We start from the raw sequence: 24,869 nt of genomic DNA, 5'->3' as shown, positions 1-24,869 counted from the left end.
CCTTTCCCGTAAAAAAACGGGTGCATGAACGTTGTATGGCGAGTCTTGTGTCATCTAATGTCGCCCTCTGCGTCAACTCGGTTGTACCTGATCAGCTTTAATGTCATGCGCTCGCTGAGCTTCTCGCTCGCTCATTTGAAAACTTTAAGGATTTAAGAAATGGCAACTGGTACCGTCAAGTGGTTTAACGACGCCAAGGGTTTTGGTTTTATTACGCCGGACGAAGGTGGTGAAGATCTCTTCGCTCACTTCTCGGAAATCCAATCGAAGGGTTTCAAGTCGTTGCAAGAAAACCAAAAGGTCAGCTTCGAAGTGAAGATGGGACCGAAGGGCCGTCAAGCCAGCAACATCCAGCCCATCTAAGGGACGGTTGTTTCGCTGCTGATCGCTAAGGCGATCGACGCGCCTCGGGCAGTGCCGCAAGGCCTGCCCGAACTGAAAACCCCGCTCATGCGGGGTTTTTCCGTTTTTGGCAGGTATTCAGGACTTCGATGCACCGCACAGCCGGGCGCAGAGAATTACCGTGCCGCGTGCCTGAGCACGCCGCAAATCATCCCGCAAGGAAACCACCGTCTGCGGCCAGAACGTGTCCCACGACATAACTGGACTCACTTGAACTCAGCCACACGACGGCGGCAGCCACCTCCTCCGGATGTCCCATCCGCCTGAGCGGCAGGCCCGCCGCAACGCTGCGCATATCTGCGATTCCCGAGGCGAGCATCATGGCGGTCACCACACGGCCTGGCGCGACTGCGTTGATGCGAATGCCATAAGACGCATACTCCATCGCGGCGGCGCGTGTAAGCGAATTGAGCGCAGCCTTGGAGGCACCATAGAGCGCGAGCCCCGCGTTAGGGTTTCGCACGCCGCTCACACTCGTGTTGTTGACAAGGGTGCCGCCACCGGACGCCAGCAGTGCCGGAATCTCATGACGCATGGCATGAAAGACGGCGCGGACATTGGTATCGAACACCTGCGAGTAGACGTCGTCGGTCTGATCGGCCAATCGCGCGCGCGGCTCCTGGAAGCCGGCGTTGTTGAACACCGCATCGAGCCGGCCGAATTGCGTCATCGTCTGCGATATCGTGCTGGTGATATCGGCCTCACGCGTCAGATCTGCGGTGACGAACAAGCTCTGCGCGCCTAGCCGTCTGATGTCATCGGCAAGCGCATCGCCGAGTGCCTTGCGCCGTCCGGTGACGATCACGGCACGCGCCCCCTCCTGAGCCATGCGCAAGGCCGTGGCGCGGCCGATACCACTGGTCCCGCCCATGACGAGACACACGCGACCATCAAGCCGTCTGGCTGGCACGCCGACGGGTGCCGGCCCGGCAAGCTCGGCAAGGTCGTCAGGTTCGGTAAGCGAGGGAGAATCGTTCATGGTCATGACCTCATCAGACGTTGTTCCAGGACTGCTGCGCCCGGGCAACGTTTCCGGGACTCCACCACGTGCCCATGCACGCAGGCGTCACCGTTGCACCAACGCAGCGGCATAAAGCCGCATCCCTTCCAGCACGATGCGATCCTGCCCGCGCTCGAGGCGTCCCAGCGCTTCGATGACCTGCGCGCGAGCAAACGCATGAATCCCCGCAACGCGCTTTTTTCCGGCTGGCGTCAGAAAGAGCCGCTTCACGCGCGCATCGTGTTCCGCGATCGCTTCGCCAATATCGCCGGATTGCACCAGCTTGCGCAGCATCCGGCTGACGCTCGACTTCTCGAGATGAAGTCGAGCCCCAAGGTCACGGGCCGTGACACCCCCGCGCTCGATCTCTATGAGCGCGTGGACAGCGGATGGTGAAAGATCGGTCCCGGCAAAATCGCCGCCCATGAAACCCAACTCCCGGACCATCTCGCGCGATACGGCGCGAATGGCTTCGACCAACGACGGATCGGGGCTCACTATGCAAACGCTCCCATTGGATTTCGCTGAAAATCACGACAATATAGTTGCACGATACAACTTAACAGTTGTGCTTCGCAATCACCGAAATAAAAAAACGGGCGTCGCGAGCCACAGCCCGCAACGCCCGTGTAGTGCGTCAGTGCGTCAGTGCGTCAGTGCGTCAGTGCGTCAGTGTGAAATGATCAGCCCAAGATCAGGCCACGCGCGGTTTCACACGACTGGCAGCTTCGAGGGCATTGCTGCGTGCGACGTCCAGATCGTTGTCGTACGCAAGCGCAACGCCCATGCGGCGCTTCACGAAGCTCTCCGGCTTGCCGAACAGACGGATGTCGGTTTGCGGCACCTGCAATGCGCGATCCACGTCGTCGAACACGATGCCCGTCGCATCCACGCCGCCGTAAATGACGGCACTCGCGCCCGGCGTCTTGAGCGTGGTGTTGACCGGCAGGCCAAGAATCGCGCGCGCGTGCAACTCGAACTCGTTCTGCCATTGGGTAATCATTGTGACCATGCCCGTGTCGTGCGGACGCGGACTGACTTCGCTGAACCACACGTCGTCGCCTTTCACGAACAGTTCCACACCAAAGATACCCTGCCCGCCGAGGTTGTTCGTGACATCGCGCGCGATCAGACGTGCACGTTCGAGCGCCACCGACGACATCGGATGCGGCTGCCAGCTCTCGACATAATCGCCGCTCACCTGCTTGTGACCGATAGGCGCACAGAAGTGCGTCTCAACCTGACCGTCGGCGCCACGCGCGCGCACGGTCAACAGCGTAATTTCGTAATCGAAATCGATGAAGCCCTCGACGATAATGCGTCCATGGCTGACGCGACCACCGGCCATCGCGTAATCCCATGCCGCCTTCACGTCGGCGGGGCCGTCGATCTTGCTCTGGCCCTTGCCCGAACTGCTCATCACAGGCTTGACGATGCACGGATAGCCGATCCCGCCATCGATGGCAGCCTGCAATTGCTCGAGCGAATCGCAGAACTCATACGGACTCGTCGGCAACCCCAGCGTCTCGGCAGCCAGACGGCGAATGCCTTCGCGATCCATCGTCAGACGCGCCGCGCGAGCCGTCGGGATCACGCGCACCACGCCGTCCGCTTCGAGCGCTTCGAGCACCGGCGTGGCGATGGCTTCGATCTCCGGCACGACGAGGTCCGGCTTTTCGGCTTCGATCAACGCCTTGAGTTGCTCGGGATCGGTCATCGCAATGGTGCGCGCGTGATGCGCGACCTGCTGCCCCGGCGCGTTCTCGTAGCGATCCACGGCAATCGTCTCGACACCGAGACGCTGCAACGCAATCAGCACTTCACGGCCGAGTTCGCCCGCACCCAACAGCATGACCTTCGTCGCGCTCGGCGACAGCGGTGTTCCGATAGTGGTCATTTTCGACCTTTGAGGAGTGAGAAATCAGAAGCGCCGGCGCGCGTTGGCGTCGTACGCGAAAGTCGTATTGTAGCGAGCATGACCGCCGCTGCGCCGACGGCGTCGTCAAACAAGCGCGCCTCGCAGCACGCGGCGGCAACTCGCCACCATGCATGCCTCGCTGTCCTGATAGCCCATCAGTACCCAGGCAGTGCCCGCGTTGGTCATGGCGCCCACCAACGCCAAGCCGACGATTCTCGCTTGCGCTTGCGCGTCCTCGCTGGCCGATGGCGGCACGTTGGCCATCCCCAGAATCAGCTTCGCGAATTCGGAGATATAGCGGTGATAGACCTGGTCCGTCTCCGGGCTCACGCCCATCACTTCGAGCAGCAAGACGCGCGCCGCATGCGGATTGCGCAGAAACGCGAAAAAGCTGTGCAGACCCGCGTCGAGTCGCGCGTCGAGCGTCGGTGCACTTGCGGCGATGGCCGCCTGCAACTCGCCGAGCAAGGTCTGCGCGTGATGCGCATACGTCGCTCGCAGCAAATGCTCCATGTTCTCGAACGCCGCGTAGAAGTAGCGGTCGTTGAGCTTGGCCAGACGGCACACCGAGCGCACTGTGGCGCGACGAAACCCCACCGTGCCGAACACTTCCGTCGCGGCGTCAATGAGCGCGGTGCGACGCGCCTGCTCCCGCTGTGCCGGCCCCACCCCGCCATAGCGCCGCCCGCCCGGCGCGGATGGCGGCGGCGCGTCGGGCCCGGCAGATGGCGATGCCGTCGATGCGGCATCTCTCGATTCGAGTCCTTGTTCCATTTCGCTATTTGACATCACCCGGACAGAAAACTAAAGTGGTGACACGTATCACCAAATTATAGGCAACGCGATCTCCGTCACCCAACGGGATATCGACGTGGCCCGCATCGGAGACAGCGCAATGCAGACGTTCACGGACAAAGTGGCGGCCATCACGGGTGCAGGGTCTGGCATGGGCCGCTCACTGGCGCTCGAGCTGGCACGGCGCGGCGCGCATCTCGCGCTATCGGACATCGACGAGAGCAGCGTGGCGAACACCGCCACCGCATGCCGTGCATTGGGCGTGCGCGTCACGGCCCAACGCCTCGACGTCGCCGATCGCGACGCGGTCTTCGCCTGGGCCCGCGAGACGGCCACGGCCCACGGCAAGGTCAATCTCGTCTTCAACAATGCGGGCGTCTCGCTGTCGGTGCCGGTTGCAACCCTGCGTGAGGACGATTTCACGTGGCTGATGAACATCAACTTCTGGGGCGTTGTCCACGGCACGCAGGCGTTTCTTCCCTACCTCATGACGTCTGGCGAAGGGCATATCGTCAATACGTCGAGCCTGTTCGGCATCATCGCCATGCCCACCCAATCCGCCTATAACGCCAGCAAGTTCGCCGTGCGCGGCTTCACCGAAGCCCTTCGAATGGAACTCGATCTGGCGCGTGCGCCCGTCTCGTGCACCTGCGTGCATCCGGGGGGCGTTGCGACGAATATCGTACAAACTTCGCGTATCGACGACAGCATCTCCACGCTCACCGGCGTGGACGCCCAAACGCACCGGCGGCGCGCCAACAAGCTCATCGACGTCACGAGTGCCGACGCCGCCGCACGACAGATCCTCGCGGGCGTCGAGCGCAACGCGCGGCGGGTACTCGTAGGCGCAGATGCACGTCGCGTCGACAAGCTGGCCCGCTTGCTTGGCGCAAGCTATCAGGCCATGGTGGTCTGGTTCTACCGGCGCAGCGCGATGGCGCGCAAGCCATCGTCGAACGAGCGCGACGCCGCGGCTCGCTCCACGGCAACCAAATAACCGACGGCCGGAGGACATCGCCATGACGGCAAACACGACAGCCACCGACATTGCCAGCGTCGCCACGGATCTCGACGTCATCATCGTGGGCGCCGGACTCTCCGGCATCGCTGCCGCGCATTATCTGCGCGAGCGCTGTCCGGGCACACGGTTCGCCATGCTCGAAGCGCGTCAGTCGCTGGGGGGCACGTGGGACCTCTTCCGCTATCCCGGCGTGCGCTCCGACTCCGACATGTTCACGCTCGGCTTCAGCTTCCGTCCGTGGGCCAGCGATCAGGCCATTGCCGATGGAGGCAAGATTCTCGACTATCTCAAAGACACGGCGCATGCCGAGGGGCTGGACGGCCGGATCCGCTACGGCCACAAAGTCCGAGAGGCCCGCTGGGATTCGAGCATCGCGCGCTGGACGCTGGACATCGAACGCACGCACGCCGACGGCCATCAGGACACGCAGTCGCTCACCTGCCGTTTCCTCTTTATGTGCAGCGGGTACTACGCGTACGACGCCGGACATGCGCCGACCTGGCCGGGCATGGATGCCTTCACCGGCACCGTCGTCCATCCGCAGCACTGGCCGCAGGATCTCGACTATCGCGATAAGCGCGTGGTCATCATCGGCAGCGGCGCCACGGCGGTGACACTGCTGCCGAGCATGGCGGCGACGGCAGCACACGTCACCATGCTGCAGCGCTCGCCGAGCTACATCCTGTCGATGCCGCAGCGCGACGGCGTCGCCGAACGATTGCGCGCGTGGCTGCCGGCGGGCGTGGCGCACCGCGTCGTGCGCATGAAGAATGTCCTCATCACGCTCGGCTTTTACAACGCGGCGCGCCGCTGGCCGCACGCGATCCGACGCGTGCTGATTCGTCGCGCGGCACGGCAGGCACAAGGTCATGTCGACGTCGAACGCGATCTCACGCCACGCTATAACCCGTGGGATCAACGGCTTTGCCTCGCGCCGAGCGGCGATATCTTCAAGGCGCTGCGCAGCGGCCAGGCAGCCATTGTGACCGACGAGATCGCCTCCTTCACCGCGAACGGGCTGGCTCTCAAGAGCGGCAAGACGCTCGACGCCGATATCGTCGTGACGGCGACCGGCCTGCGCGTGCAGTTGATGGGGGGTGCCCGTCTGTTGGTCGATGGCAAGCCTGTGGTGCTCTCCGACTCGGTCTCTTACAAGGGGATGATGTACAGCGATGTGCCCAACCTTGCATCGGTCTTCGGTTACACCAATGCATCATGGACGCTCAAAGCCGAGTTGATCGCGCAATACGTCTGCCGCCTGATCCATCATATGAATACGCATGGCGCAGACACGTGCGTGCCGCGTCTGCGCGAGGGCGAGCGTGGCGAGATACCGGCCATCGGCCTGTCGTCGGGCTATATTCAACGCGCCGCGGGTGTGCTGCCAAAGCAAGGTCGACGCAAGCCGTGGGTGTTCTATCAGAGTTACCTGCGCGACTTGCGGCTGATGCGTTGGGGCAGCGTCGACGACGGTGCGATGCACTTCGAGCGTCGCGCGACGCAATCGGTCGCGCCGGACACGCTCGCGCGGGCGTCGAATACGCCGGGTGGCGTGGCATCGGCGACACGTTAGCTCGCGCGTGCCAAGACGCGCAACGCGCTCCCGCCATGGCCAACTCGCGCCGCGTCTTGTTAGGATGCGGCCTGTCTGACATTACCTGCTGATCGACACGACATCATGCTCATCGCCTATTTGCTCGGTTGCCTCGTCATTGCGCTTGCCGCCGTTGTGGTCGTGCTGATGCGCTTCACGCGTCGCGTTGCGCGTCGCGCAGAAGCGGCCGTGCCGCCCGATGGCCAATATCTCGATATCGATGGCGAACGCCTGCACTACGTCGATTTCGGTCGTGGCCCGGCCGTCGTGTTCATTCACGGCCTGTGCGGTCAACTGCGCAACTTCGCCTATCTGCCGCTCGCGGCGCTGGCGCGCACACATCGCGTCGTGCTCGTCGACCGCCCCGGGTCCGGCTACTCGACGCGTGCCGCACAAGACAATGGTGCAATCGCCTCGCAGGCCAATGCCGTTGCCCGATTGATCGACGCACTGGCGCTCGAGCGTCCGCTTGTGGTGGGGCACTCGCTGGGCGGCGCGGTGTCGCTGGCGCTGGCCCTCGATCATCCGCAACGCGTAGGGGCACTAGCGCTGATCGCGCCGCTGACGCAACCGGTGTCCGAAGTGCCGGCCGCCTTTCGGGCGCTGGTCATTCGCAGCGCGTGGTGGCGCCGCTGGGTCGGGCGCACCCTCGCCGTGCCTATCGGCATGATGACGGGCCGCACGACACTCACGTATGTCTTCGGTCCGGAAGACGCCCCAAAGGACTTCCTCATTCGCGGGGGTGGCGTGTTGGGGTACCGTCCGGGCAATTTCGAATCGAGTAGCGTCGACATCCTCGCCGCGCAACGCGACATGCCCGGGCTCGCAGCACGTTACGCTGCGTTGCCGGTCCCCGTCGATATCCTCTACGGACGCGACGACCGCATTCTCGATTACCGTGCGCAAGGCGAGCGCATGCCGCTCGCCAGTGAGCGCGTTCGACTGACGCTCGTAGACGGCGGCCACATGTTGCCCGTCACGCAACCCGACGCGACGATGCAATGGCTGCAAGACGTTGCGGCGCGCATGCCGTCACCCCAATACGGCGGCGCCGAGCCTGCCATGACGGTGTCCGTGCATGCCGCCAATGACGCCGTGTAAATGGCACTTCACTAGCCGCGCCACGCACCGCACAGAACGCACACACCGCTCGCGCCGCACATCGGGGGTAGCCCCGCCTGCGGCGGGTGATTTCCAATGGCAAACTAGGCACTTCCCGTTTTAGCGCGGCTTGCGGCCGCACGCCTCATGTCCGATCGCCCCGAACCGCACCCGGTACCCCCCAGCCTGCGAATGGCCGCCAGTCTCGTCGTGCTGCGCGAGCGGGCAAGCGGCATGGAGGTCTTGCTATTACGGCGCGCCGTGCGAGCGACCGACTTCAGTTCCAATGCCTACGTGTTCCCCGGCGGCGTAGTGGATGCTGACGACCGGCTGGGCCACGTCGCGTGCGACGGACTCGACGACGCGACCGCCAGCCGGCGTCTGCAACTGCCGGGGGGCGGCCTCGATTACTACGTGGCCGCGATGCGGGAATGCTTCGAGGAAACGGGGGTGCTGTTTGCGGACGATGCATCGGGGGCGCCGGTTGACGAACGCCGCCTGAGCGCGATGCGCGGCGAGCGTGAGGCACTGCACGACGGGCGCGTAGACATTGCCTCGCTGTGCCGCTCGTTCGACGTGCGGCTCGCCCCGCAACGTCTGCACTATTTGAGTCACTGGGTTACGCCGCTGGGCTTGCCGAAGCGTTTCGATACGCGATTCTTTCTGGCGATGCTGCCCGAGGGCCAGCAGGTCGAGGTCGACCAGAACGAGACGGCGGCACATCGATGGATGCGCCCTCAGTACGCCCTTGCACATGCCGATCAACTACGCCTGCTGCCACCCACACGCAAGCTGCTGCAATGGCTGGACGCCATGGGGACGGCGGACCGGGCGATGGCCGCCGCGGGGGCGCTCGATGTTGTGCCGCGCATTCAACCGCGTCTTGCCAATGGCAAGCGCGGCCGCTGGCCGGTCGCCCCCGGCGAGCCGGCGTGGGGCGAACTGACACTGATCGATCCGCATGAACAAGGCACGGGCAGCTACGAGATCACGCCCGGGCAGGTGGTGACGCTGATGCCTGGCGTGCTGCGTCTCGCCGCGCCGAATCCGGGCATGATGACCGGCCCCGGCACGAACACCTATCTTTTGGGTGGTGGTCCTGATAACACGTGGGCTGTCATCGATCCGGGACCCGATGACCCGGCGCATATCGACGCGATCTTGCGTGCCGCCCCCGGGGACATCCGTCAGATTTTCGTCACGCACACGCACCGCGATCATTCACCCGGCGCGCGCCTGCTGAAAGAGAAGACGGGGGCGACGACGTTCGGCATGCGCGCGCGTCATGACGAAGGACAAGACACGGCGTTCGTGCCGGACGTCACGCTCACGGACGGCGACGCCGTAACGTTGCCGGACGGCCGCCTCCTGCGAGCGATTCATACGCCGGGGCATGCATCCAATCACCTGTGCTACGGGCTGGACATGGCGAAGATGGTCTTCACCGGCGACCACGTCATGCAAGGATCGACTGTCGTCATCAACCCGCCTGACGGGCATATGGCGACCTATCTGGCGTCGCTGGAGAAGCTGGCTGCATTTGCGCCCGAGTGGCTCGCTCCGGGACATGGCTTCGTGATGGACCAGCCGGCACAGCGAATTGCCCGGCTCATCGCTCATCGGTTAGCGCGCGAATCGCGCACGCTCGATGCGCTTGAACAACTGGGGCCGGCCACGATCGACGTGCTCATACCGGTGGTGTACGCGGACGTACCCGCGTCGCGCCACGCTGTCGCACGACGCTCCTTGCACGCGCATCTGGAGAAGCTGGCTGAGGATGGGCTCGCTTGCCTCTCGGCAGACGGTCACTGGCAACGTACCGGCGCAGCGCCGGAGAAGTGAGACCGGCCAACCCAAGCGAGCTTCGGTGGACGTCAGACGTACGTGTCGTCGCCGAGCAACTCATCGACAATGCGCTCCCCCGCTTTGCGCCCTGCCATTTCGGCGTCAACGCGATTATCGCGATGCCCGTCGGGTGAGCGCACCTCAGGCCCTTCCGGATGGCCGTGCCGAATGACCTGCACCAGATAGTCCCATGGTCCGGCGTACTCGTTCTGAAAAGCGCGGACGCGAATTTGATAACCCGCGCGGTATTCGTAGACCTGCTCATGTGATGTGTAGCTCATGACAGACTCCGGTTGGCGAGATACAGGAAACGTCGCGGCGAATGGAATTGCGAGTGTTCGGCGCGAAAAAGTTGGTTCGGCTAGTTCGGCTGGTTCTGTTGGCTTGGTTTGCACCGAACGGGCTCAGGGCACGTCGACGACGATGGGGTCGGTGCGCACACCGTTGGCGATGGCCCTCGCGGCAAGTTCGACGATCTCGTCCTCGGCGTCCATGAACTGATCAAAGAGTGCTTCACCGGTGGCGTCTGCTTTTGCGAGACGATTGAGCGCAGCCCGCCCGATCTGACAGTTGAAGACGCTGCCGTCGACGTTCACGTAAAAACGCACGAACTCGCCGTCATTGCCGAGTCCGAGGCCGCCGTGCAGGAAGTGACTCATTGCTGTCTCCGCTGTGTCCTGAAAGTCGAAAAACGCCGCACGTTTCGAAAAATCGTAGCACGTTCGAATTCAACGGGTGACATCGGGGCGTTACGCCAAATACGCGACGACGAAAGGAACAGACGAAAAAAGACCCACCAGACGGGTGGGTCCCGAAACCGGGTCGCATGGGGCACCATGACGATCCGGGAAGACAGGGTCATGAGAACATGACGAATCCATTATGAGCGCCCCCGCTCGCGCCGGCGGCGGGCGTCGAGCGCCGCATTAGACATAGATCAAACTTTGAGAAGGGACCACGCCGGATTCGAGCGCGCTGCGTAGCGGCTGCCTATCGCAAGTCACGCCGGATAGGAACAGGTGGGGAGTCACGCTTGAATTGAGCTGCGAAGAAAAACCCGTCGGCATCTCGCACTACACATGGGCAGACGGATGGCGCGCGACCGCCCTATCCGAACGATCCGCGCTGCGAGAAATACTTGCGCAACTGGGGCACAGTGAGGCGGAAAGACTTGAAATCTACCGGAAATTTCCCCCGAACGGGGATTGGCGTGATGCTGAAACGTGATGAACTACAAGGGAATTTTGGGGTGACCGATGGGGCTCGAACCCACGACGACTGGAATCACAATCCGGTTATCAAATAGCAATTCTTCTTTGTTTTCTAGGCGGTTAGGGTGTCCCGATTGTCAATTCTCATAGCTGGACATGCAACGGTGCGACAAGGCTTTCCGGCCGCCCGTTGACAAAAAAATCGACAGAGAGGGGCCAATGCTTGAAGCCGTATTTGCCAGTGTGTCCCAAAGACACCCTCCAATAGTCTGCGCAAAAATTCAGCACAAAAATTTGGGCCTCTGCGCGGAGATTACGAGCCGGTATTAGGCGCGGTTGGGTGAGTGATTGGCCGCGCGATCCTCCCCCTACGTGCCTCACCGGCATCGGCTCACGGAAACAGAACCGCGGCGTAGTTACGAGCGCTGTGGAGGATATGGACGACGTCAATTCGGTCGTCCGACTCGACCACACGATAGAAGATCTGGTAGTTGCCGTAGACGCGATGGCGGATACCGTAACGCTCATAACGCGGCACCACGGGGAACGCTAGCGGCATCTCAGCAAGACTCAAGCACTTGTCTCGCAGCTCCTGAATGAACGTCACGGCACGGCGCGGATTGTCCCGCGCGATGTAGTCACCAATTGATTCGAGGTCGACGATAGCTTCGGGCAGTAAGTGAACGATCATGCCTTGTCGTTCACCATTGCCTGATACTTCTTTTCGAGACGGTCGAACACGTCGGCGGCCGGTTGGCCCCGGCCTGCTTGCGCGTCGGCGATACCCTTCTCAACAACGGCATCGAGCGCAGCAAGCTGGGTCTCACGATCCTGAATGAGTCGCACGCCTTCGCGCAAAACCTCACTCTTCGAGCCGTAACGGCCCGTCACCACAAGCTCTGCAATGTAGCTCTCAAGTTGTCGCCCGAGTTCAGCGCTAATCATGATTTCCTCCGTTAGGGGGCGTGGCTGGAATGGGTGGAATTTTATCACTATTGATAATAGTTATCAAGTTGCATGCCCGGCCTGATGTCGGGAACGGGAGTTGTTTGTCGAGTCCCGACCGAGCACTCAGAATATTCGGAAGTTACTGAAACTCAGGGCACAGCACTCCTGCGATGATGATTTCAGCCGCTAACACGGCTAAATCCACTGGCATCTAAGGAGACTTTGATGAGCGATTCAAACGACAATGGCGGAAAGGATGGAGGAAACGGCGGGCTCGACCTCCCCAAGTCGTTGACGCGTGAAGGGCATGTTGTCTGGTTCCACGAATACAGGAAGTACCTCGGTTACGCATGGGACGAGGCAGCGGGAGAAATCAGGCGAGCGCATGTATCCGACCCCGAGCACGCGATTTACTTCGAGACGTTCGCGGAAGCAATGGTGGCGACAGATGGGTTAATGGGGCCCCACGTCATTCTTCACGCGGCGAAACGGGGTGGGAAACCGAGGTTGGTGCGGTAACCGCTGTTGCGGCCCATCCAATGCGGTGGGCCGCTCCACTGCGACATTGGCTGATGAATGTCGGTCGTACTTTTCGTGCTAGATACGACGTCGAAATTGTTTCGGGTCGTAGTACGTCTTCGCGCGATTCAAGCGCCCCAAGGCGTGTCCTCGCCGGCGTCTTTTCCGGGAGAGCGCCCGGAGCAGACGAGCAATTAGTGAGCGCCTCTTGAATTGAATTACGGGCATAAGTGAACTGAAAAAAGAGACCAAGCTCGGCGTCACACGAAAATTGAACGCCTGTGTCTGGCATTCGTTCGACTAAATTCCTTCGCCAATCGTCATTCCAACTTTGCGGAGGAGTTCACCGTGCTCAAAGATTCGAGATCTCTTCTATTATTTTTCTCACCTCCAACGAGCCTGGAGGGCGACGAACATCCCAACGGATCATCGGCACACCGACAGCTTGCATGAGTGCTTCCAACTTCGCAGCGCGGTGGCGATATTCAGGTGTATCGCGTGACGCGTCACCGAGTTCAATGGCAGCAATGATTGTGTTATCGGGTCGACAGATCAGAAAATCGACGGATAAATCAGCGATACGCTGATGATGAAAGTCTGAAGCCCACCACTTCGTCCGCACCATCTTTCCAACGGCGACGTGCGCGAACAAGGTTTGATGTGGCAAACATGTCTTCAAAAACTTGTGGAACGCCTGCTCTGATTTTGTAAGCGGCGCCACAGCGAAATATGCTTCCACATCGATCGTGCAAGGCTCGCGTCTAGACTGCGATATTTTGTCGCGCGCATGGCGCCATGCGACGACGACCGCGAGAGTGATGATGAGTACTGCCACTAATCCGAAAATGATCGGCCATACCATACGAAGTGCCTCGTTCTATCTTACGTTTGGGGGGCACTTTTTAAATTTGGCCAACAGCGAGACGCATGCAATTGATGCCGGTAAGCGCTATTGATCGGGGTCAGATTCTTTCTAAGCCCTCGTTTTGAAAGGGATAATTTCGGCTTTTGGCTTAGTCTTCGCCGGTCGTTCCATTGCGCCGCTTTCGGATGGCCGGTTTCGATAGAGCAAGTCCCATCCTCCGGATAACCGCTCGATCATCGGGGGTGCTGTGCCGGTAGTTGTCGAGCAGCGCCTGCTCCTCCCAAGTGAGCGACGCATCTACCGTTTTCGAGCGCGCACCTGTCAGTACGTACAACGCGTCCACCCCAGCGGCCGCAAGAGCGGCTAGAAACTCTGCGGTCGGTGACGTCTTTCCGCATTCCCAATCAATTTGCGAGCGCTTGGATGCTCCTCCAAGCGCGGCGAACTCCGTCTGCGAGTAGCCCAGTCGTAGTCGCTCTTCCCTTAGGCGAATTCCGATATCGGTGCGCATAATCTCACTGGTGCAGAAATCTGCACTATTATTCGGTGTGCATATGAACTTCGTTCGAGTCGTTTTAGACCAACCAACTCAGGAGTCTTTATGACCAGCAAGCAAAAGCTCACCATCCTCGAAGTCACCCGACGACAAGGCGTATCCATCAAAACCGGCCGTCCTTACGACATGCGCATAGCGGATTGCATCCTCTGGCAAACGACTAGCGAGGGAGACGACTCCGTTGTTGGTTTGATCACACTTCCCGACGTACTCAAAGATTCGCGCGAAGGCGAATACCTTGCGGAATTCGCTTTCGGACGATCATTTGAGGGCCAGCTTGTCCCGCGCATTGTCGCGCTGCAACCCTTCGGAGATGGTGCCAACCCTACCTCTCCAATCGAAAAGCAGAGGGTCAGCATCATCAACGTTGTACGACGCGAGGGCATATCCAGCAAAACCGGCCGTCCTTATGACATGCGTACTGCGCAATGCATCCTGTGGCCAAACTCAAGCGATGGCCCTCGGCGCATCGTTGGCACAATCACTCTGCCCGAGTTCGCCAAAGAAACCCCGAAGGGCGAGTACTTCGCCGAGTTCGCTATGACGCAGTCGATGGATTGTCACCTTGTCCCGCGCATTGTAGCGTTGCACCCCTACGTAAGTGACGCCCGCCCGACCGCGACTCCCAAGGCTACCGCCGCTGCGAAGGCTACCGCCTCTGCCGCCGCATAGCTTTGCCTAGCCTCACGTCGTCTATCTAAAAGACGACAACCTGTAGTCATATCCGGCCCCCCGCCAGATTCTTTGCACCGTCACCGCTAAGCGGCCGTGATGGAATTGGGGGTTGCGATGCTTCACCAACTGTCTCTCGACCTATTCGGCGGCCTCTGTCCCGCTCGACTCAAACAGCGGCGTGCGCCGCGCCCTCTCCCGATTACCTTCCGTCCGTGGCGTCAACTGCGCCTCAAGCTGCCTCTGCGTCGCCTCATCAAAGCCGGTAAGGGCTTCATCTGGACGCGTCCTGACGGCATTCAATTCGTGTGCAAAACCATGCGCGCGCTCGTCGCCCGAATCATGGATTACGACGGCCATCTGCTGCCCCCATGCATGCGCTCGGCCATGAGCCAGTCGCTCAAGCGTCAATGACAGCCGCAACCGTATAGGTCCCGATATGACAGCCCCCACTGACCTCATCAACCGCACCGTGACCGCCACTGACGGCACTTGCATGTGTATCGCCCGCATTGGCGGCATTCGCGCGGATGACACCGAACGCTTCGGCCGCATGCTCGAAGCAGCCGCGCTGCTTTACGAAACCGTGCAGGTTCTCGCGGGTGCGCTCGACCTCGCCTATGAAGCGCTCGAGTTACCGCAACCGGCCTGCTCCAAGTTCGCGTGGCAGATCCTGCGCAACATCAATCGAGGGGGATGACAGTGAGCGAACAAAGCGCACGCGTATTGGGCTGCAAACCCGTTCACCAGTCGATGGTGGTGACACCGACCGATCGTCAACTATGCCCGCCCGAAAACGGCCAGTACTTCGCCGTTGTGGCAGTCGTCCCAACATCATCAAACGCATCACCAACATCGGCTGACGTCGCACAAATGGCGGGGTTCTGGACATTGGCCTTCACGACGGTTGTAGGACTGTACGTCGTAAGTGCCCATGTAGGCGCAATTCTCGGCTTCATACGCCGGGGATAAGCCAGCGCACCGGACGCACTCCGGTATTTCTCAAGTAAGGAAATCGCATGAAAACGCAACTTGCACGACTCAAACGGCTGGGCACCCGCACTACCGCGGGTCTTGCCTTGGTCGCCGCTCCTGCTCTGGCATTCGCTGAAGGTGGCGGCGGCGGTGGGGCCATGAATTTCGATGTGTCGGCGATCACCGGTCAAATCAGCTTCGCGAGCGTGGCAACGGGGGTGATCGCTATCGCCGGCTTGCTGGCGGGCGTTTATGTCGCAATCAAAAGCGCCAAGGTGATTCTCGGCATGATTCGCGGCGCTTGAGCGTGATGTGACTCAGGGAAGCGATCCGGACGCTTCCCGTTCATGATCTCGCCCGCAGAGAGTTTCACGTTCATGACGACGATAGCGCAGGCGAGGGCAAGCGCCGCAGTTACTCCTGCCAGCCACCATTGGAATGGATCTGTTTGCAATGCGATCCAGCCACTTACCCCAGCCGCAATTGCAAGGGCCAAAGCGATAAAACCCAGTACAGCGTTCTGAACAATGGGGCCGTACTCACCAAATGCATTCATTGAGGTCTCCTATGGAACAAAAGATGTTTGAGCACTTGCAAATCCTAATGTCCTACTCCGCGGTGCTGTCATTCATTGGCGGATTCCTTGGGACGGTAATCGGCCAAGTCGTGATCGACGTTTTCGACTGGCTGCGCAGAAGGCATGGGGCGCAGCGAAACGCGGACGGAAGTCCCACTGCGTGCCAAGAGCCTGCTCCCGAAAACGTTGCGTAGTTGTCGATTCAACGCATCACTTTTCGAAATCCGCCCGTCCATCCGCTACCCCAAGGACTCCCAATGCCTTCACAAGAACTCTGGAATCTGACGTTTTTCGCGTGGGGTATCGCCTGCGGATGGGCGGTCGTTCAAGGCCTGCGGAGCATGTGATGAAGAAACTTCTAGTCGTGGCGCTGGGGGTCGCCTTCATCGCAAATAGCGCGTCAGACGTGGAGGCCAATCCACTCATGGGTGGCTTCGCGACATTCACACTGAATCAGGTCGTCGCCCTCGTCTCTCAGAAGGCGGCGGAACGGGATGGGATTCCTGAAAGTGATCCCCGTATCGAAGCAACCCATCGGGCGATGTCATTGGTTGCAACCGAACATACGGAATCCACGCTGGGCGAGCGGATGCTGATGGCGGCGGGTGCGCCAACCTGGTTCGGCTTGGCGACGACGCTGATAGGCGCTCAGTTGGGAGAGCTAGTCGCCGGAAAGATCGGCAAGACCGAAGTCAGCATTAGCGCTATGGGCGATGGGACGCTTGAGCTGACACGAAAAGTCGATATTCCCATTCCCCCCCATCTGAAACCATACGAACCGCCCGCATACAAGGCAACGCACATCAATGTGAAAAATGACCCTTGGGATGCCATGGCCGCAGCGGGGGCAAATGTGTACCGCGAATCAAGTTGCAAGGCTGGTGCACCGTGTGCGAAATATCCCCCGGAACCGGAACTGTCCGGGAATCTAGGCGGTTGGTATCGCATTTCTGGTGATGGCCTGAGGGCATTGGTACTCAACCGCGCCGACGTCGAGAAGTTCTTCTTGGTCTACTTCGAAACCAAGCTCAAGAACGACGGGGAGACGTTTAGAAACCTGCGTGTGCGAATTGTTGACGAGTACGACGCCGACGGGCAGTTGCATAACACTCACTCGTTCCGGTCGCACGAAACTGAGCAATGTAAAACGGTCTTCGGCTCAGAGTTGGATTTGACTGCACCAAATTGTCCAGAAGCCGCAAAAAGCGCCCCAGACCCATTCAAATGGCCCACTTGCACTCGGACAGTGACGACTGAAACGTGCGAATGGGTGCGAAGCCCCGAGAAAAACACGTTCTTCGATGACTTGAATGTTTCGCAGTGGCGCCCCGAACCCTTAGACCCAACGGAATATGGCCCGCAGGAGAGGCGAGAGACATTTAAGTCGCTGGATGAGTCTTTTGACAGCCTATCCAAGGACGTACTGGATCTTCCGCTCAATCCGAAATTCGTTGCCGATGTCGCCAACGCTCTCGCCGCTATCGCCAGTCAACGCAGCGATTACAAGGGGGTGCCGTATCGAATGACCGCCCCGATTACCCCACAAGAAGTGAAGGCGTGGATGGACGAAAAGAGCCGTGATGCCGTGCCTCGGCTCGTGGACGTCTTCTCACGCCCGACGCCCGACTATGAGCGCGTAGTGCCAATTCAGGTGCAAATCCGGCCGGATCGCGTGTGGCCGGACGGTCGGCGAGATCCCGACCCGCGAGTTCGCCCCGATGATCGCGGCAAGGACCGAGAACGCCCCGGTGACCCACTGTCGAGAGACGTTAATGTCGTCAACACTCCCGGCGTCAATGTGATCAATCCGGTACTGGTCGACGCAGGCCCTGCTCCCGATGTTGGGGCACCTGGCTTGGAGTCTCCGCCAACGCCGAACGCGATCCTCTCGCCAATTCTCGGCTTGCTGCCCGATTTCAAAAGTTGGCGAACTCCGTCGCACACCGCGACGTGCCCGCGCCCGGTGTTCGACGTTTTCCAGACGCGTATCAGGATGGACGCGATGTGCGATATCGCAGAGCGCCATCGAAAGACGATTCGCACAGTGATGCTCGCAGTCTTCGTTCTGATTGCCCTGACCATTCTCCTTGCCGCGTGAGGCCGCAATGAGCACCCTATTCGAAGCATTCACCTCGGCCTTCAACTCCGTCCTGCAATTCATCTTGCGGGGCGTGGTCGTGAAATTCGGCACGTTCTTCGCCCTGTGGTTTGTCACAACGGGATTCATTGAGGTGCTTAAAGGAGCTGGCATTCTGCCCAAGGCAGACACGCTATCGAACGCGTTTGTGAGCATTCCGCCGTCGGTCTGGTACTGGCTCGAACTCATGGCGTTCCCTGAAGGCATGCCGCTCGTCCTAGCTGCGATGGCAAACCGGTTCATGCTGCGCCGCATTCCGTTGATGGGGTGACACATGGCGATCAACGCATATACAGGCTTGATGGGGTCAGGTAAGAGTTATGAAGTGGTTAGCAGCGTCATCGTACCGGCCGTCATAGCAGGTCGTCGGGTAGTGACCAACATCGACGGTATCCAGCCGGACGCCATTCGGGACTACTGTATCGACGTCAAAAAGGCCGAACCGGACAGGTTGGGCACGATCATCTCTGTCACTAACGATGACGTGACACGTGAGGGATTCTTCCCCGACGAAACAAAGCCTGATGCGCCGTCTATCGTTTTGCCAGGCGATCTTGTCGCTATCGATGAAGCATGGAATTTCTGGTCGATAGGCAACAAGCTCGCGCCCGAACATATGCGCTTCTTCCGCATGCATCGCCACTATGTGCACCCTGAGACCGGTGTGGCGTGCGACGTGGCGCTCATGATCCAGTCGATAGGCGATCTTCACCGGCAATTGCGCTCGGTTGTCGAAATGACGTTTGTCACGAAGAAGCTCAAGGAATTGGGCCTGAACCAGAACTACCGCGTGGAGATGTACGAAGGCGGCAAGATCACGAAGTCCACCCGCGTCGACACATTCTCCAAGCGCTACAGCAAAGCAATTTTCCCGCTGTACCAGTCCTACGCGGGTGGCAAGGGAAAAGAGAAAGCCATCGACAAGTGTCAGAACAAGCTCGCGAACGTTCGGATCTGGTTCATCTTCGTATTGATGCTCTGCATTGTTGGCGTAAGTGCGTGGTACATCACTGGTTTCTTTCGCGGTGAGCATCTGCCAGGGGCAAACAAAACACCCACTGCTGCTGCATCGAACGAGCAAGGCGCCCTGCCTCGTTACGACCCCACGTTCAGCACTGACTGGCGCGTCGCCGGTCGATACACCATCGGTAGCGAGCGTCACGTCGTTGTCGCCGACAGCACGGGCCGTCTGCGCGTTGAATCTCCGTCCATGTTTCAGAACCACGGCATTGCCACCATTGGCACCATTGACGGCAGGCGCGTCACGGTCTGGTCAGGGAGCCGGACAAGCTCGAGCTTTATGGGGGACGCGCAATGAAGCGGCGATTATTCGCATCGGTTCTGTTGCTCGCGTGCGCGGTAGCTTTTGCCAACGATACTAAGATCGTGCCCGCGCCCATCGACTTCAATGGGTTCATGCCGCAAGACGAATACTCGCCGCTGGATTATTCCAGCCGGCCGATGCTAGAGGCAGAGTTACGACAAAAGCGAATGGAGCCCCCTCCCTTGGCGCGGCTGAAAAAGCCAAGCAATGGCGCGTTCGATTTCCAACTCGTAAACGTCTCACAACTCGTTACGCTGCTCTATGGCGAGGCTGTCAAAACGCCCTATGTCATCGCGCCGGAGGTTTTGCAAGATCAGCGCCTTGTGTCCTTCAGATACGACACCAAGCATGGCGACCTGAAGGCGTTCCTCGCATTGTTTCTGGAATCTCTTGGGTTCGCGGTCGAGACTCGTTCCGGCGTTGACTTCGTGTTTAAACGCCTGGACATCGAGGAACAGGCCGAACCTAACAGAGACGCGTTCGTCTACCGTCCCCACTATCGCGACACGGCGTACCTTGCGCGATTGGTCAGCCCGTTGTTCCGTGGTCAGTTCACCGTGAATCGGCCGGTGTCAGCCCCTGCAGAAGCTCGTGTGGGCGGCAATGCCCCGGAAGGCTCTGCGGCGTCCCTGATCGATCAGCGCGGCGACACACTGCTGTTTCATGGCACGCTGGATGAAATCGCCGTGCTCAAACGTCTGCTGCCCCAACTGGACACGCCAATGGGCGAGGTCAGCGTGCGGGCGGCGGCGTATGAGGTCGTCAACAGCAGCGAACGCGGCTCTGCCTTCCAACTCGCGCTAGATCTGCTCACGAAGGGGCTCGGTATTGAGGTCTCGGTAGATGGGGACAAGTTCGGCAACGCCATCCGCTTGAAAGCGGGCGACTTCTCCACGATCTTCTCGGCGCTGGCAAAAGACACCCGTTTCCAGGTCATCAACAGCCCGAATCTGCGCATACGCTCGGGAGCTAGGGGACGTCTCACTGTCGGCCAGAAGGTGCCTATCCTCAAGTCTGTGAGTTATCCGCGCGGCGGCGGTGAACCGGTGCAGTCGGTCGAATACCACTCGTCAGGTGTCATCTTCGAACTGGCCCCAACCGTCAAAGACCGAATCATCGATCTGCGAGTCACTCAGCAAATCAGTGACTTCGTGAAAACGACAACGGGCGTGAACAACTCGCCAACGCTCAACACCCGAGAAGTCAGCACTGAAATCAGTCTGCATGACGGTGACGTGATCCTCATGGGCGGGCTCACGACCAACAAGACCACCGACAACCGCACGGGCTTGGCTTTCCTGCCGCGCTTTCTGGACAGTCGTAGCGACGCCACCTCGAACACTGAAATCCTGTTGATGCTCCAGGTCGAGCGAGTGAGGGAATCTAGCGTCGGGAGTGTCGGCGCCGATGCCGAAGCCGAGAGTGCCCACGAGCCTCACAGCGAAGTCCGGGCCGATGACGCGCGACCCAGCGCGACCCGCGCGACCGAGCAGCGGGTGGTACCGCCAACGCCGGCCGAAGCCGCAACGTCAACCGCACATCCCCTCACTGAAAACCGCTTTGCCGTCGGCGCCGCGCGTGAAGTGGCACTGAGGTCAGAAAGAGCGCCGCGTCGGCCGCCCCCGCCGCCCGCAGGGTCGAGGACGGCGGGGGCGCGCGAAGCGCGCCCCTATATTTATATCAGTAACACTTAACGTACAAACACCCGGCAAGACCCGCCCGCAAAGGCAAGAACACTCCCCCCGAAAAAAGAGAAGGCCCCGACCGCAGGAACGGTTCGAGGCCTGTACATCAACACGACAATCAGGAGTTGCCATGCTAGAAACGAGTGTAAGTGATTATCCCTTCCGTCGCGAGTATCTCGTCGGTGGCCGGGACTTCGGAGAGGGAGTGCTCGAGATCGTCGTTACGCAGTTCGACCGCTATATGCGGGCGCAGCAGCTTCACACGATACCCAAGGCAAAGCGCGGCGAATCGGAGAAGAAGGAAGACAACCGGCTTGTGGCAGCCAAGCGGGCTAAACGGCGAGTCAGATTGCGCTGTAAGGCCATGCACGCGGATCGCATGATCACGCTGACATACCGGGAGAACATGCAAGACAAAGAGCGTCTCAAACGCGACTATGACAAGCTGCGGCGTCGTTTGGCGAAGCTCCTCGACTTCCAATATGTCGCAGTCCCCGAACGTCAGAAGCGCGGTGCATGGCATCTGCACATCGCCGTGAAGGGGCGCCAGAACTACCGCGTGCTGCGTGCGATCTGGATTTCAATCGTCGGGAACGACAACGGCTACGTCCGAGTTTCCAATCCGTTCCGCCAAAAGGGGCAGCACCACAAGCTGGCCGCGTATTTGAGCAAATACATCACGAAGGACTTCGCCGAACACACGATGAACGAGAAGCGCTATTGGACCAGCAAGGGAATCGAGGTCCCCGAGCGGCAACCCATCGCCCACATCCTCAACGACGAACCCGAAAAGGCCATCGTGACCGCTTTCGAAGCGGCGGAGGCATGGGGTGCGAGCTTGGATGACTGTCAGGTGTTCTGGGATGACTGGCAGGGGTGTTTGTGGCTGGCAACGAGGGAGAACTGAGTGATGAACAATTACCTCAGCGCACATGAACTGGCCGAGTTGATCGGATGCAAACCGAACCAGCGATCGATGATGATGAAATGGCTCGACAGCCACCGCTGGCGCTACGTGGTCGACAGCCACGGGCTGCCCAAAGTGGCGCGCGCATACCGCGACAAGAAGTTGGGAATCGCACACGAAATTGAAGATAGAAAGCATGATGAAACGCCGAATCTCCAAGCCTTCGCCACCGCGTAGGGAGCGGACGTCGGTTCCACGCCTCTATAAGCGAACCGGTGTGACGAAAGTGTCATTCATCTACCTGTATCCGGACGGGCGCGGCGAGACACTGGCGACTGCGCCGGTTGGTGACAGGGCTGCCATAGGTGTCGCAGAGTCTTCGGCAAAGCGTCGCGCACTGGACATTCAAGCCGGACAGATTGTGGCCGGCTCGGTGGGCGACATGATCGACCGCTTTCAGAAGGACTACGACCCGAAACATTACCGCGATCAAAGCAAGGACGGGATTGCCGTTCGCAAGTCGCGGTATGCCAACCTCACGAAGTTCTTCGGCCGTATGTCGCCGACGTCGCTCAAGATGTTGCACGGCTATCAATACCTGGACGCCCGCGCCGCCGCTGGTGCGCCGGCGAGCGCAAACAAGGACATGGCTGCCATGCAGACGATCTGCAACTATGCGGTTCGCTGGGGAGTGATCGACGTGAATCCTTTTGTCGGGCTTATGCTGAACGAGACGGATGTGGTTCGTCGCGACGTCACGGCCAGCCAAGTGACACGGTTTTACCTGTGGGCCATCCGGCAAGACCTCCCCTTCAAGACGATGGGGTGCGCGGCCATGTTCGCCTATCTCACCGGATTTCGTGCGGCTGAGGTTCGCCCGTTTCACCGTTCAGGAGTTCGGGACGACGGCGTGATCGTTGAAAGCGCCAAACGGAAACGCGGCGAGGAAAGGGTAATGAAGTTGCGAGCGTGGTCGCCTCGGCTGAGCACGGTCGTCAAACGCGCACAACAAGGGCGCCGCATTCCCGGCATGGCTCTGTTTGGAAATCGAACGGGGCAAGCCTACACGCGCAGCGGGTGGGGAAGCGTTTGGCAAGATGCGCAATTTGCATGGATTGCGACGTTCGACCCAGCGGTACGCGCGGAATGGGATGACCTGAAGAGGCGAGCGGCATATCTGATCTCTGGGCACTCGGCGTACTTCACGCTTAACGACGGCCGACCAGTCGCGATCACGGAAAAGCTCGAGCGCAGAGAGGCTGACGTGTTCGACTTTGCGGCACACGCAGACCCGGGCACGACGATGCGGCACTATGATCGCAGACGCGTGAGAAAAGCGTCACCGACGAAGTGAGCAAATTGACAAATCGGGGATTTCGTTGACAAACGAAGTGGTTACTACCGGGGAAAGCAAGGAATTTTGGGGTGACCGATGGGACTCGAACCCACGACGACTGGAATCACAATCCAGGACTCTACCAACTGAGCTACGGCCACCGCCGTGATCAGCAACTTGACTTGCTGAACAGAAACAAGATTATAGCGACGTTTTTATTGCGCTGCCAAGCACTTTTTTCACTGCTTCGAAATATTTCTTCTCTCTCGTGCACGATCGATGCGCGACATCGTCTTCTCACGCGGCGAACGCTCGCATGGCAACGTCATCCGTCACCGCAAAACGTCATGCTGTCGCAAGCGACTCCGCATCGTCTCGCTCGGAAGCCGCACCCGCACGCAGCTGCGCACGAGCCTCTTCGAATGCCCCGATGCCGGCCTTCAGACGTTTCGGATCTGACAGCACACGACGCCATCCGCGTGCGCCCGGCACGCCACGATACAGGCCCAGCGCATGACGCGTGATCGCACCGAGATACTGGCCCTTCTCCACTTGCGCCGCCGCGTATTCGATTAACGCGTCTTCCACTTCCTCGCGCGATTTCACCGGGGACGTGTCGCCATAGAAGCGGGCGTCGACTTGTGCCAGCACGTAAGGGTTGTGATACGCCTCGCGGCCCAACATCACGCCGTCGACATGCTGCAAATGAAGTGCAACTTCATCCAGCGTCTTCACACCACCGTTAATCAGAATCTCGAGTTGCGGGAAGACTTGCTTGAGACGATACGCATAGTCGTACTTGAGCGGCGGAATCTCGCGATTCTCTTTCGGGCTCAGCCCCTTCAGGATGGCATTGCGCGCGTGCACGATGAATGTCGTACAACCGGCCTCGGCAATCTTGCCGACGAAGTCCTCGACGAATGAGAACGACTCGACGTCGTCGATCCCAATGCGATGCTTGACCGTCACCGGCACCTGCACCACATCACGCATCGCCTTCACACAGTCGGCCACCAACGCCGGCTCGGCCATCAGACAGGCACCGAACGCGCCCCGCTGCACACGCTCAGACGGACAACCGCAGTTCAGGTTGATCTCGTCATACCCCCACTGCTCACCGAGCTTCGCCGCGCGCGCGAGATCCTGCGGCTCGCTGCCGCCAAGCTGCAAAGCGACGGGATGCTCCACCGCATCGAAGTCGAGATGACGCGCGACGTCGCCGTGCAACAGCGCTCCGGTCGTGACCATCTCGGTATACAGCCACGTGTGACGCGAAAGCTGACGATGAAAAACGCGACAGTTCGAATCCGTCCAATCCATCATCGGCGCGACGCTGACGCGGCGGGCAGGCAGGTTCATGCAAATTCCTCAGATACGGCAAACGCCACCCTGTCTGGCAAGACGACGTCTCTTGATCAACAAAACGCAAAGTATACGTCATGCCCTCAGGGTACGCCTGCCCCGCGCGAAGCCCCTCGGCC

At 60.1% G+C, this 24,869-nt stretch carries 29 protein-coding genes and 1 tRNA gene; 17 read left to right on the top strand and 13 right to left on the bottom strand.

The window, feature by feature from the left end; translation table 11 throughout:
- The first annotated feature begins 159 nt into the window (after positions 1-159).
- Positions 160-363 (top strand): cold-shock protein, encoded by a 204-nt coding sequence (locus tag PBR20603_RS09955; protein ID WP_150559344.1) that lies wholly within the window; start codon positions 160-162, stop codon positions 361-363.
- A 187-nt stretch (positions 364-550) separates the two neighbouring features.
- Here PBR20603_RS09955 and PBR20603_RS09950 read toward each other — a convergent pair whose 3' ends face one another.
- The 4 genes from PBR20603_RS09950 to PBR20603_RS09935 all read right to left on the bottom strand — a co-directional run bounded on the left by PBR20603_RS09950 (position 551) and on the right by PBR20603_RS09935 (position 4,109).
- Positions 551-1,381 (bottom strand): SDR family NAD(P)-dependent oxidoreductase, encoded by an 831-nt coding sequence (locus tag PBR20603_RS09950; RefSeq protein ID WP_150559343.1) that lies wholly within the window; start codon positions 1,379-1,381, stop codon positions 551-553.
- A gap of 87 nt (positions 1,382-1,468) precedes the next feature.
- Positions 1,469-1,900 carry a MarR family winged helix-turn-helix transcriptional regulator gene (locus PBR20603_RS09945; protein WP_150559342.1) on the bottom strand — a complete coding sequence of 144 codons (432 nt, stop codon included), beginning with the start codon at positions 1,898-1,900 and terminating at the stop codon, positions 1,469-1,471.
- A gap of 196 nt (positions 1,901-2,096) precedes the next feature.
- Positions 2,097-3,299, bottom strand: coding sequence for a formate-dependent phosphoribosylglycinamide formyltransferase (purT, locus tag PBR20603_RS09940; RefSeq protein ID WP_150559341.1), 1,203 nt, complete (start codon positions 3,297-3,299; stop codon positions 2,097-2,099).
- Between the two features lie 105 nt (positions 3,300-3,404).
- Entirely contained in the window at positions 3,405-4,109 is a 705-nt protein-coding gene (locus PBR20603_RS09935; protein WP_150559340.1) for a TetR/AcrR family transcriptional regulator, read from the bottom strand.
- 106 nt (positions 4,110-4,215) lie between these two features.
- Between PBR20603_RS09935 and PBR20603_RS09930 the strand changes: the two genes are divergently transcribed.
- The 4 genes from PBR20603_RS09930 (at position 4,216) to PBR20603_RS09915 (ending at position 9,673) form a co-directional block, all read left to right on the top strand.
- A complete protein-coding gene (locus tag PBR20603_RS09930) occupies positions 4,216-5,112 on the top strand; it encodes an SDR family NAD(P)-dependent oxidoreductase (protein WP_150559339.1) in 897 nt (298 codons plus the stop codon).
- Positions 5,113-5,134: 22 nt separating this feature from the next.
- Positions 5,135-6,709 (top strand): flavin-containing monooxygenase, encoded by a 1,575-nt coding sequence (locus PBR20603_RS09925; protein ID WP_150559338.1) that lies wholly within the window; start codon positions 5,135-5,137, stop codon positions 6,707-6,709.
- 105 nt (positions 6,710-6,814) lie between these two features.
- The gene (locus PBR20603_RS09920; protein ID WP_150559337.1) at positions 6,815-7,831 is read left to right on the top strand and encodes an alpha/beta fold hydrolase; all 1,017 of its coding nucleotides are present in this window, start codon (positions 6,815-6,817) and stop codon (positions 7,829-7,831) included.
- A gap of 147 nt (positions 7,832-7,978) precedes the next feature.
- Positions 7,979-9,673, top strand: coding sequence for an MBL fold metallo-hydrolase (locus PBR20603_RS09915; RefSeq protein ID WP_150559336.1), 1,695 nt, complete (start codon positions 7,979-7,981; stop codon positions 9,671-9,673).
- A 32-nt stretch (positions 9,674-9,705) separates the two neighbouring features.
- On the opposite strand, the gene PBR20603_RS09910 is transcribed toward PBR20603_RS09915, so the two are convergent.
- From PBR20603_RS09910 to PBR20603_RS09895, 4 genes are all read right to left on the bottom strand, one after another.
- Positions 9,706-9,957 carry a hypothetical protein gene (locus PBR20603_RS09910; protein WP_150559335.1) on the bottom strand — a complete coding sequence of 84 codons (252 nt, stop codon included), beginning with the start codon at positions 9,955-9,957 and terminating at the stop codon, positions 9,706-9,708.
- Positions 9,958-10,080: 123 nt separating this feature from the next.
- Entirely contained in the window at positions 10,081-10,335 is a 255-nt protein-coding gene (locus PBR20603_RS09905) for a DUF1488 family protein (RefSeq protein WP_150559334.1), read from the bottom strand.
- Positions 10,336-11,278: 943 nt separating this feature from the next.
- On the bottom strand, positions 11,279-11,578 hold the full coding sequence (locus PBR20603_RS09900; protein ID WP_150559333.1) for a type II toxin-antitoxin system RelE/ParE family toxin: 300 nt from the start codon (positions 11,576-11,578) through the stop codon (positions 11,279-11,281).
- Positions 11,575-11,832 (bottom strand): type II toxin-antitoxin system ParD family antitoxin, encoded by a 258-nt coding sequence (locus PBR20603_RS09895; RefSeq protein WP_010807223.1) that lies wholly within the window; start codon positions 11,830-11,832, stop codon positions 11,575-11,577. Before PBR20603_RS09895 ends, PBR20603_RS09900 begins: the two co-directional genes overlap by 4 nt.
- A 228-nt stretch (positions 11,833-12,060) precedes the next feature.
- Here PBR20603_RS09895 and PBR20603_RS09890 point away from each other — a divergent pair, with 228 nt between their 5' ends.
- Entirely contained in the window at positions 12,061-12,354 is a 294-nt protein-coding gene (locus PBR20603_RS09890; RefSeq protein ID WP_150559332.1) for a hypothetical protein, read from the top strand.
- Between the two features lie 352 nt (positions 12,355-12,706).
- On the opposite strand, the gene PBR20603_RS09885 is transcribed toward PBR20603_RS09890, so the two are convergent.
- On the bottom strand, positions 12,707-13,216 hold the full coding sequence (locus tag PBR20603_RS09885) for a DUF2726 domain-containing protein (protein WP_150559331.1): 510 nt from the start codon (positions 13,214-13,216) through the stop codon (positions 12,707-12,709).
- 151 nt (positions 13,217-13,367) lie between these two features.
- Positions 13,368-13,730, bottom strand: a complete 363-nt coding sequence (locus tag PBR20603_RS09880) for a helix-turn-helix domain-containing protein (protein ID WP_150559330.1) — start codon at positions 13,728-13,730, stop codon at positions 13,368-13,370.
- Positions 13,731-13,820: 90 nt separating this feature from the next.
- Between PBR20603_RS09880 and PBR20603_RS24505 the strand changes: the two genes are divergently transcribed.
- The 4 genes from PBR20603_RS24505 to PBR20603_RS09855 all read left to right on the top strand — a co-directional run bounded on the left by PBR20603_RS24505 (position 13,821) and on the right by PBR20603_RS09855 (position 15,727).
- Positions 13,821-14,447, top strand: coding sequence for a hypothetical protein (locus PBR20603_RS24505; protein ID WP_343041923.1), 627 nt, complete (start codon positions 13,821-13,823; stop codon positions 14,445-14,447).
- 117 nt (positions 14,448-14,564) lie between these two features.
- A complete protein-coding gene (locus PBR20603_RS09865; protein ID WP_150559329.1) occupies positions 14,565-14,861 on the top strand; it encodes a hypothetical protein in 297 nt (98 codons plus the stop codon).
- A 25-nt stretch (positions 14,862-14,886) separates the two neighbouring features.
- Positions 14,887-15,147: a hypothetical protein gene (locus tag PBR20603_RS09860; RefSeq protein WP_150559328.1), complete on the top strand. Its 261-nt coding sequence runs from the start codon at positions 14,887-14,889 to the stop codon at positions 15,145-15,147.
- Between the two features lie 319 nt (positions 15,148-15,466).
- Positions 15,467-15,727 carry a major capsid protein gene (locus PBR20603_RS09855; protein WP_150559327.1) on the top strand — a complete coding sequence of 87 codons (261 nt, stop codon included), beginning with the start codon at positions 15,467-15,469 and terminating at the stop codon, positions 15,725-15,727.
- Here the strand turns inward: PBR20603_RS09855 and PBR20603_RS09850 are convergent.
- Positions 15,673-15,978: a hypothetical protein gene (locus PBR20603_RS09850; protein WP_150559326.1), complete on the bottom strand. Its 306-nt coding sequence runs from the start codon at positions 15,976-15,978 to the stop codon at positions 15,673-15,675. The genes PBR20603_RS09855 and PBR20603_RS09850 overlap by 55 nt on opposite strands.
- Positions 15,979-16,345: 367 nt before the next feature.
- Here PBR20603_RS09850 and PBR20603_RS09845 point away from each other — a divergent pair, with 367 nt between their 5' ends.
- The 7 genes from PBR20603_RS09845 to PBR20603_RS09815 all read left to right on the top strand — a co-directional run bounded on the left by PBR20603_RS09845 (position 16,346) and on the right by PBR20603_RS09815 (position 23,406).
- Entirely contained in the window at positions 16,346-18,097 is a 1,752-nt protein-coding gene (locus PBR20603_RS09845; RefSeq protein ID WP_150559325.1) for a hypothetical protein, read from the top strand.
- A 7-nt stretch (positions 18,098-18,104) separates the two neighbouring features.
- Positions 18,105-18,407 (top strand): DUF2523 family protein, encoded by a 303-nt coding sequence (locus PBR20603_RS09840; protein ID WP_150559324.1) that lies wholly within the window; start codon positions 18,105-18,107, stop codon positions 18,405-18,407.
- Between the two features lie 3 nt (positions 18,408-18,410).
- A complete protein-coding gene (locus PBR20603_RS09835; protein ID WP_150559323.1) occupies positions 18,411-19,454 on the top strand; it encodes a zonular occludens toxin domain-containing protein in 1,044 nt (347 codons plus the stop codon).
- A 68-nt stretch (positions 19,455-19,522) separates the two neighbouring features.
- Entirely contained in the window at positions 19,523-21,154 is a 1,632-nt protein-coding gene (locus PBR20603_RS09830) for a type II secretion system protein GspD (protein ID WP_174977862.1), read from the top strand.
- 121 nt (positions 21,155-21,275) lie between these two features.
- Positions 21,276-22,052: a rolling circle replication-associated protein gene (locus PBR20603_RS09825; RefSeq protein WP_174977861.1), complete on the top strand. Its 777-nt coding sequence runs from the start codon at positions 21,276-21,278 to the stop codon at positions 22,050-22,052.
- Between the two features lie 3 nt (positions 22,053-22,055).
- Positions 22,056-22,289, top strand: a complete 234-nt coding sequence (locus PBR20603_RS09820) for a DUF4224 domain-containing protein (protein WP_010807236.1) — start codon at positions 22,056-22,058, stop codon at positions 22,287-22,289.
- On the top strand, positions 22,249-23,406 hold the full coding sequence (locus PBR20603_RS09815; protein WP_150559322.1) for a site-specific integrase: 1,158 nt from the start codon (positions 22,249-22,251) through the stop codon (positions 23,404-23,406). The genes PBR20603_RS09820 and PBR20603_RS09815 overlap by 41 nt, the downstream gene beginning before the upstream one ends.
- A gap of 67 nt (positions 23,407-23,473) precedes the next feature.
- Here PBR20603_RS09815 and PBR20603_RS09810 read toward each other — a convergent pair.
- Both PBR20603_RS09810 and dusA read right to left on the bottom strand, forming a co-directional pair.
- Positions 23,474-23,549: transfer RNA gene (locus PBR20603_RS09810), tRNA-His, on the bottom strand.
- A gap of 184 nt (positions 23,550-23,733) precedes the next feature.
- Positions 23,734-24,747, bottom strand: coding sequence for a tRNA dihydrouridine(20/20a) synthase DusA (gene dusA / locus PBR20603_RS09805; RefSeq protein WP_150559321.1), 1,014 nt, complete (start codon positions 24,745-24,747; stop codon positions 23,734-23,736).
- Between the last annotated feature and the right edge of the window lie 122 nt (positions 24,748-24,869).

Origin of the sequence: Pandoraea bronchicola, from assembly GCF_902459805.1 — a bacterium.
Taxonomy (GTDB): domain Bacteria; phylum Pseudomonadota; class Gammaproteobacteria; order Burkholderiales; family Burkholderiaceae; genus Pandoraea; species Pandoraea bronchicola.
This window is presented reverse-complemented; position numbering and strand designations above follow the sequence as displayed.

What these genes read in the sequence shown, in the direction of transcription:
- PBR20603_RS09955 (WP_150559344.1), top strand. Translation starts at nt 160, where the DNA reads ATGGCAACTGGTACCGTCAAGTGGTTTAACGACGCCAAGGGTTTTGGT.
- PBR20603_RS09880 (WP_150559330.1), bottom strand. Translation starts at nt 13,730, where the DNA reads ATGCGCACCGATATCGGAATTCGCCTAAGGGAAGAGCGACTACGACTG.
- PBR20603_RS09890 (WP_150559332.1), top strand. Translation starts at nt 12,061, where the DNA reads ATGAGCGATTCAAACGACAATGGCGGAAAGGATGGAGGAAACGGCGGG.
- PBR20603_RS09835 (WP_150559323.1), top strand. Translation starts at nt 18,411, where the DNA reads ATGGCGATCAACGCATATACAGGCTTGATGGGGTCAGGTAAGAGTTAT.
- PBR20603_RS09885 (WP_150559331.1), bottom strand. Translation starts at nt 13,216, where the DNA reads ATGGTATGGCCGATCATTTTCGGATTAGTGGCAGTACTCATCATCACT.
- PBR20603_RS09900 (WP_150559333.1), bottom strand. Translation starts at nt 11,578, where the DNA reads ATGATCGTTCACTTACTGCCCGAAGCTATCGTCGACCTCGAATCAATT.
- purT (WP_150559341.1), bottom strand. Translation starts at nt 3,299, where the DNA reads ATGACCACTATCGGAACACCGCTGTCGCCGAGCGCGACGAAGGTCATG.
- PBR20603_RS09895 (WP_010807223.1), bottom strand. Translation starts at nt 11,832, where the DNA reads ATGATTAGCGCTGAACTCGGGCGACAACTTGAGAGCTACATTGCAGAG.
- PBR20603_RS09820 (WP_010807236.1), top strand. Translation starts at nt 22,056, where the DNA reads ATGAACAATTACCTCAGCGCACATGAACTGGCCGAGTTGATCGGATGC.
- PBR20603_RS09910 (WP_150559335.1), bottom strand. Translation starts at nt 9,957, where the DNA reads ATGAGCTACACATCACATGAGCAGGTCTACGAATACCGCGCGGGTTAT.
- PBR20603_RS09825 (WP_174977861.1), top strand. Translation starts at nt 21,276, where the DNA reads ATGCTAGAAACGAGTGTAAGTGATTATCCCTTCCGTCGCGAGTATCTC.
- PBR20603_RS09925 (WP_150559338.1), top strand. Translation starts at nt 5,135, where the DNA reads ATGACGGCAAACACGACAGCCACCGACATTGCCAGCGTCGCCACGGAT.
- PBR20603_RS09905 (WP_150559334.1), bottom strand. Translation starts at nt 10,335, where the DNA reads ATGAGTCACTTCCTGCACGGCGGCCTCGGACTCGGCAATGACGGCGAG.
- PBR20603_RS09860 (WP_150559328.1), top strand. Translation starts at nt 14,887, where the DNA reads ATGACAGCCCCCACTGACCTCATCAACCGCACCGTGACCGCCACTGAC.
- PBR20603_RS09850 (WP_150559326.1), bottom strand. Translation starts at nt 15,978, where the DNA reads ATGAATGCATTTGGTGAGTACGGCCCCATTGTTCAGAACGCTGTACTG.
- PBR20603_RS09920 (WP_150559337.1), top strand. Translation starts at nt 6,815, where the DNA reads ATGCTCATCGCCTATTTGCTCGGTTGCCTCGTCATTGCGCTTGCCGCC.
- dusA (WP_150559321.1), bottom strand. Translation starts at nt 24,747, where the DNA reads ATGAACCTGCCTGCCCGCCGCGTCAGCGTCGCGCCGATGATGGATTGG.
- PBR20603_RS09855 (WP_150559327.1), top strand. Translation starts at nt 15,467, where the DNA reads ATGAAAACGCAACTTGCACGACTCAAACGGCTGGGCACCCGCACTACC.
- PBR20603_RS24505 (WP_343041923.1), top strand. Translation starts at nt 13,821, where the DNA reads ATGACCAGCAAGCAAAAGCTCACCATCCTCGAAGTCACCCGACGACAA.
- PBR20603_RS09950 (WP_150559343.1), bottom strand. Translation starts at nt 1,381, where the DNA reads ATGAACGATTCTCCCTCGCTTACCGAACCTGACGACCTTGCCGAGCTT.
- PBR20603_RS09865 (WP_150559329.1), top strand. Translation starts at nt 14,565, where the DNA reads ATGCTTCACCAACTGTCTCTCGACCTATTCGGCGGCCTCTGTCCCGCT.
- PBR20603_RS09930 (WP_150559339.1), top strand. Translation starts at nt 4,216, where the DNA reads ATGCAGACGTTCACGGACAAAGTGGCGGCCATCACGGGTGCAGGGTCT.
- PBR20603_RS09840 (WP_150559324.1), top strand. Translation starts at nt 18,105, where the DNA reads ATGAGCACCCTATTCGAAGCATTCACCTCGGCCTTCAACTCCGTCCTG.
- PBR20603_RS09915 (WP_150559336.1), top strand. Translation starts at nt 7,979, where the DNA reads ATGTCCGATCGCCCCGAACCGCACCCGGTACCCCCCAGCCTGCGAATG.
- PBR20603_RS09815 (WP_150559322.1), top strand. Translation starts at nt 22,249, where the DNA reads ATGATGAAACGCCGAATCTCCAAGCCTTCGCCACCGCGTAGGGAGCGG.
- PBR20603_RS09845 (WP_150559325.1), top strand. Translation starts at nt 16,346, where the DNA reads ATGAAGAAACTTCTAGTCGTGGCGCTGGGGGTCGCCTTCATCGCAAAT.
- PBR20603_RS09935 (WP_150559340.1), bottom strand. Translation starts at nt 4,109, where the DNA reads ATGTCAAATAGCGAAATGGAACAAGGACTCGAATCGAGAGATGCCGCA.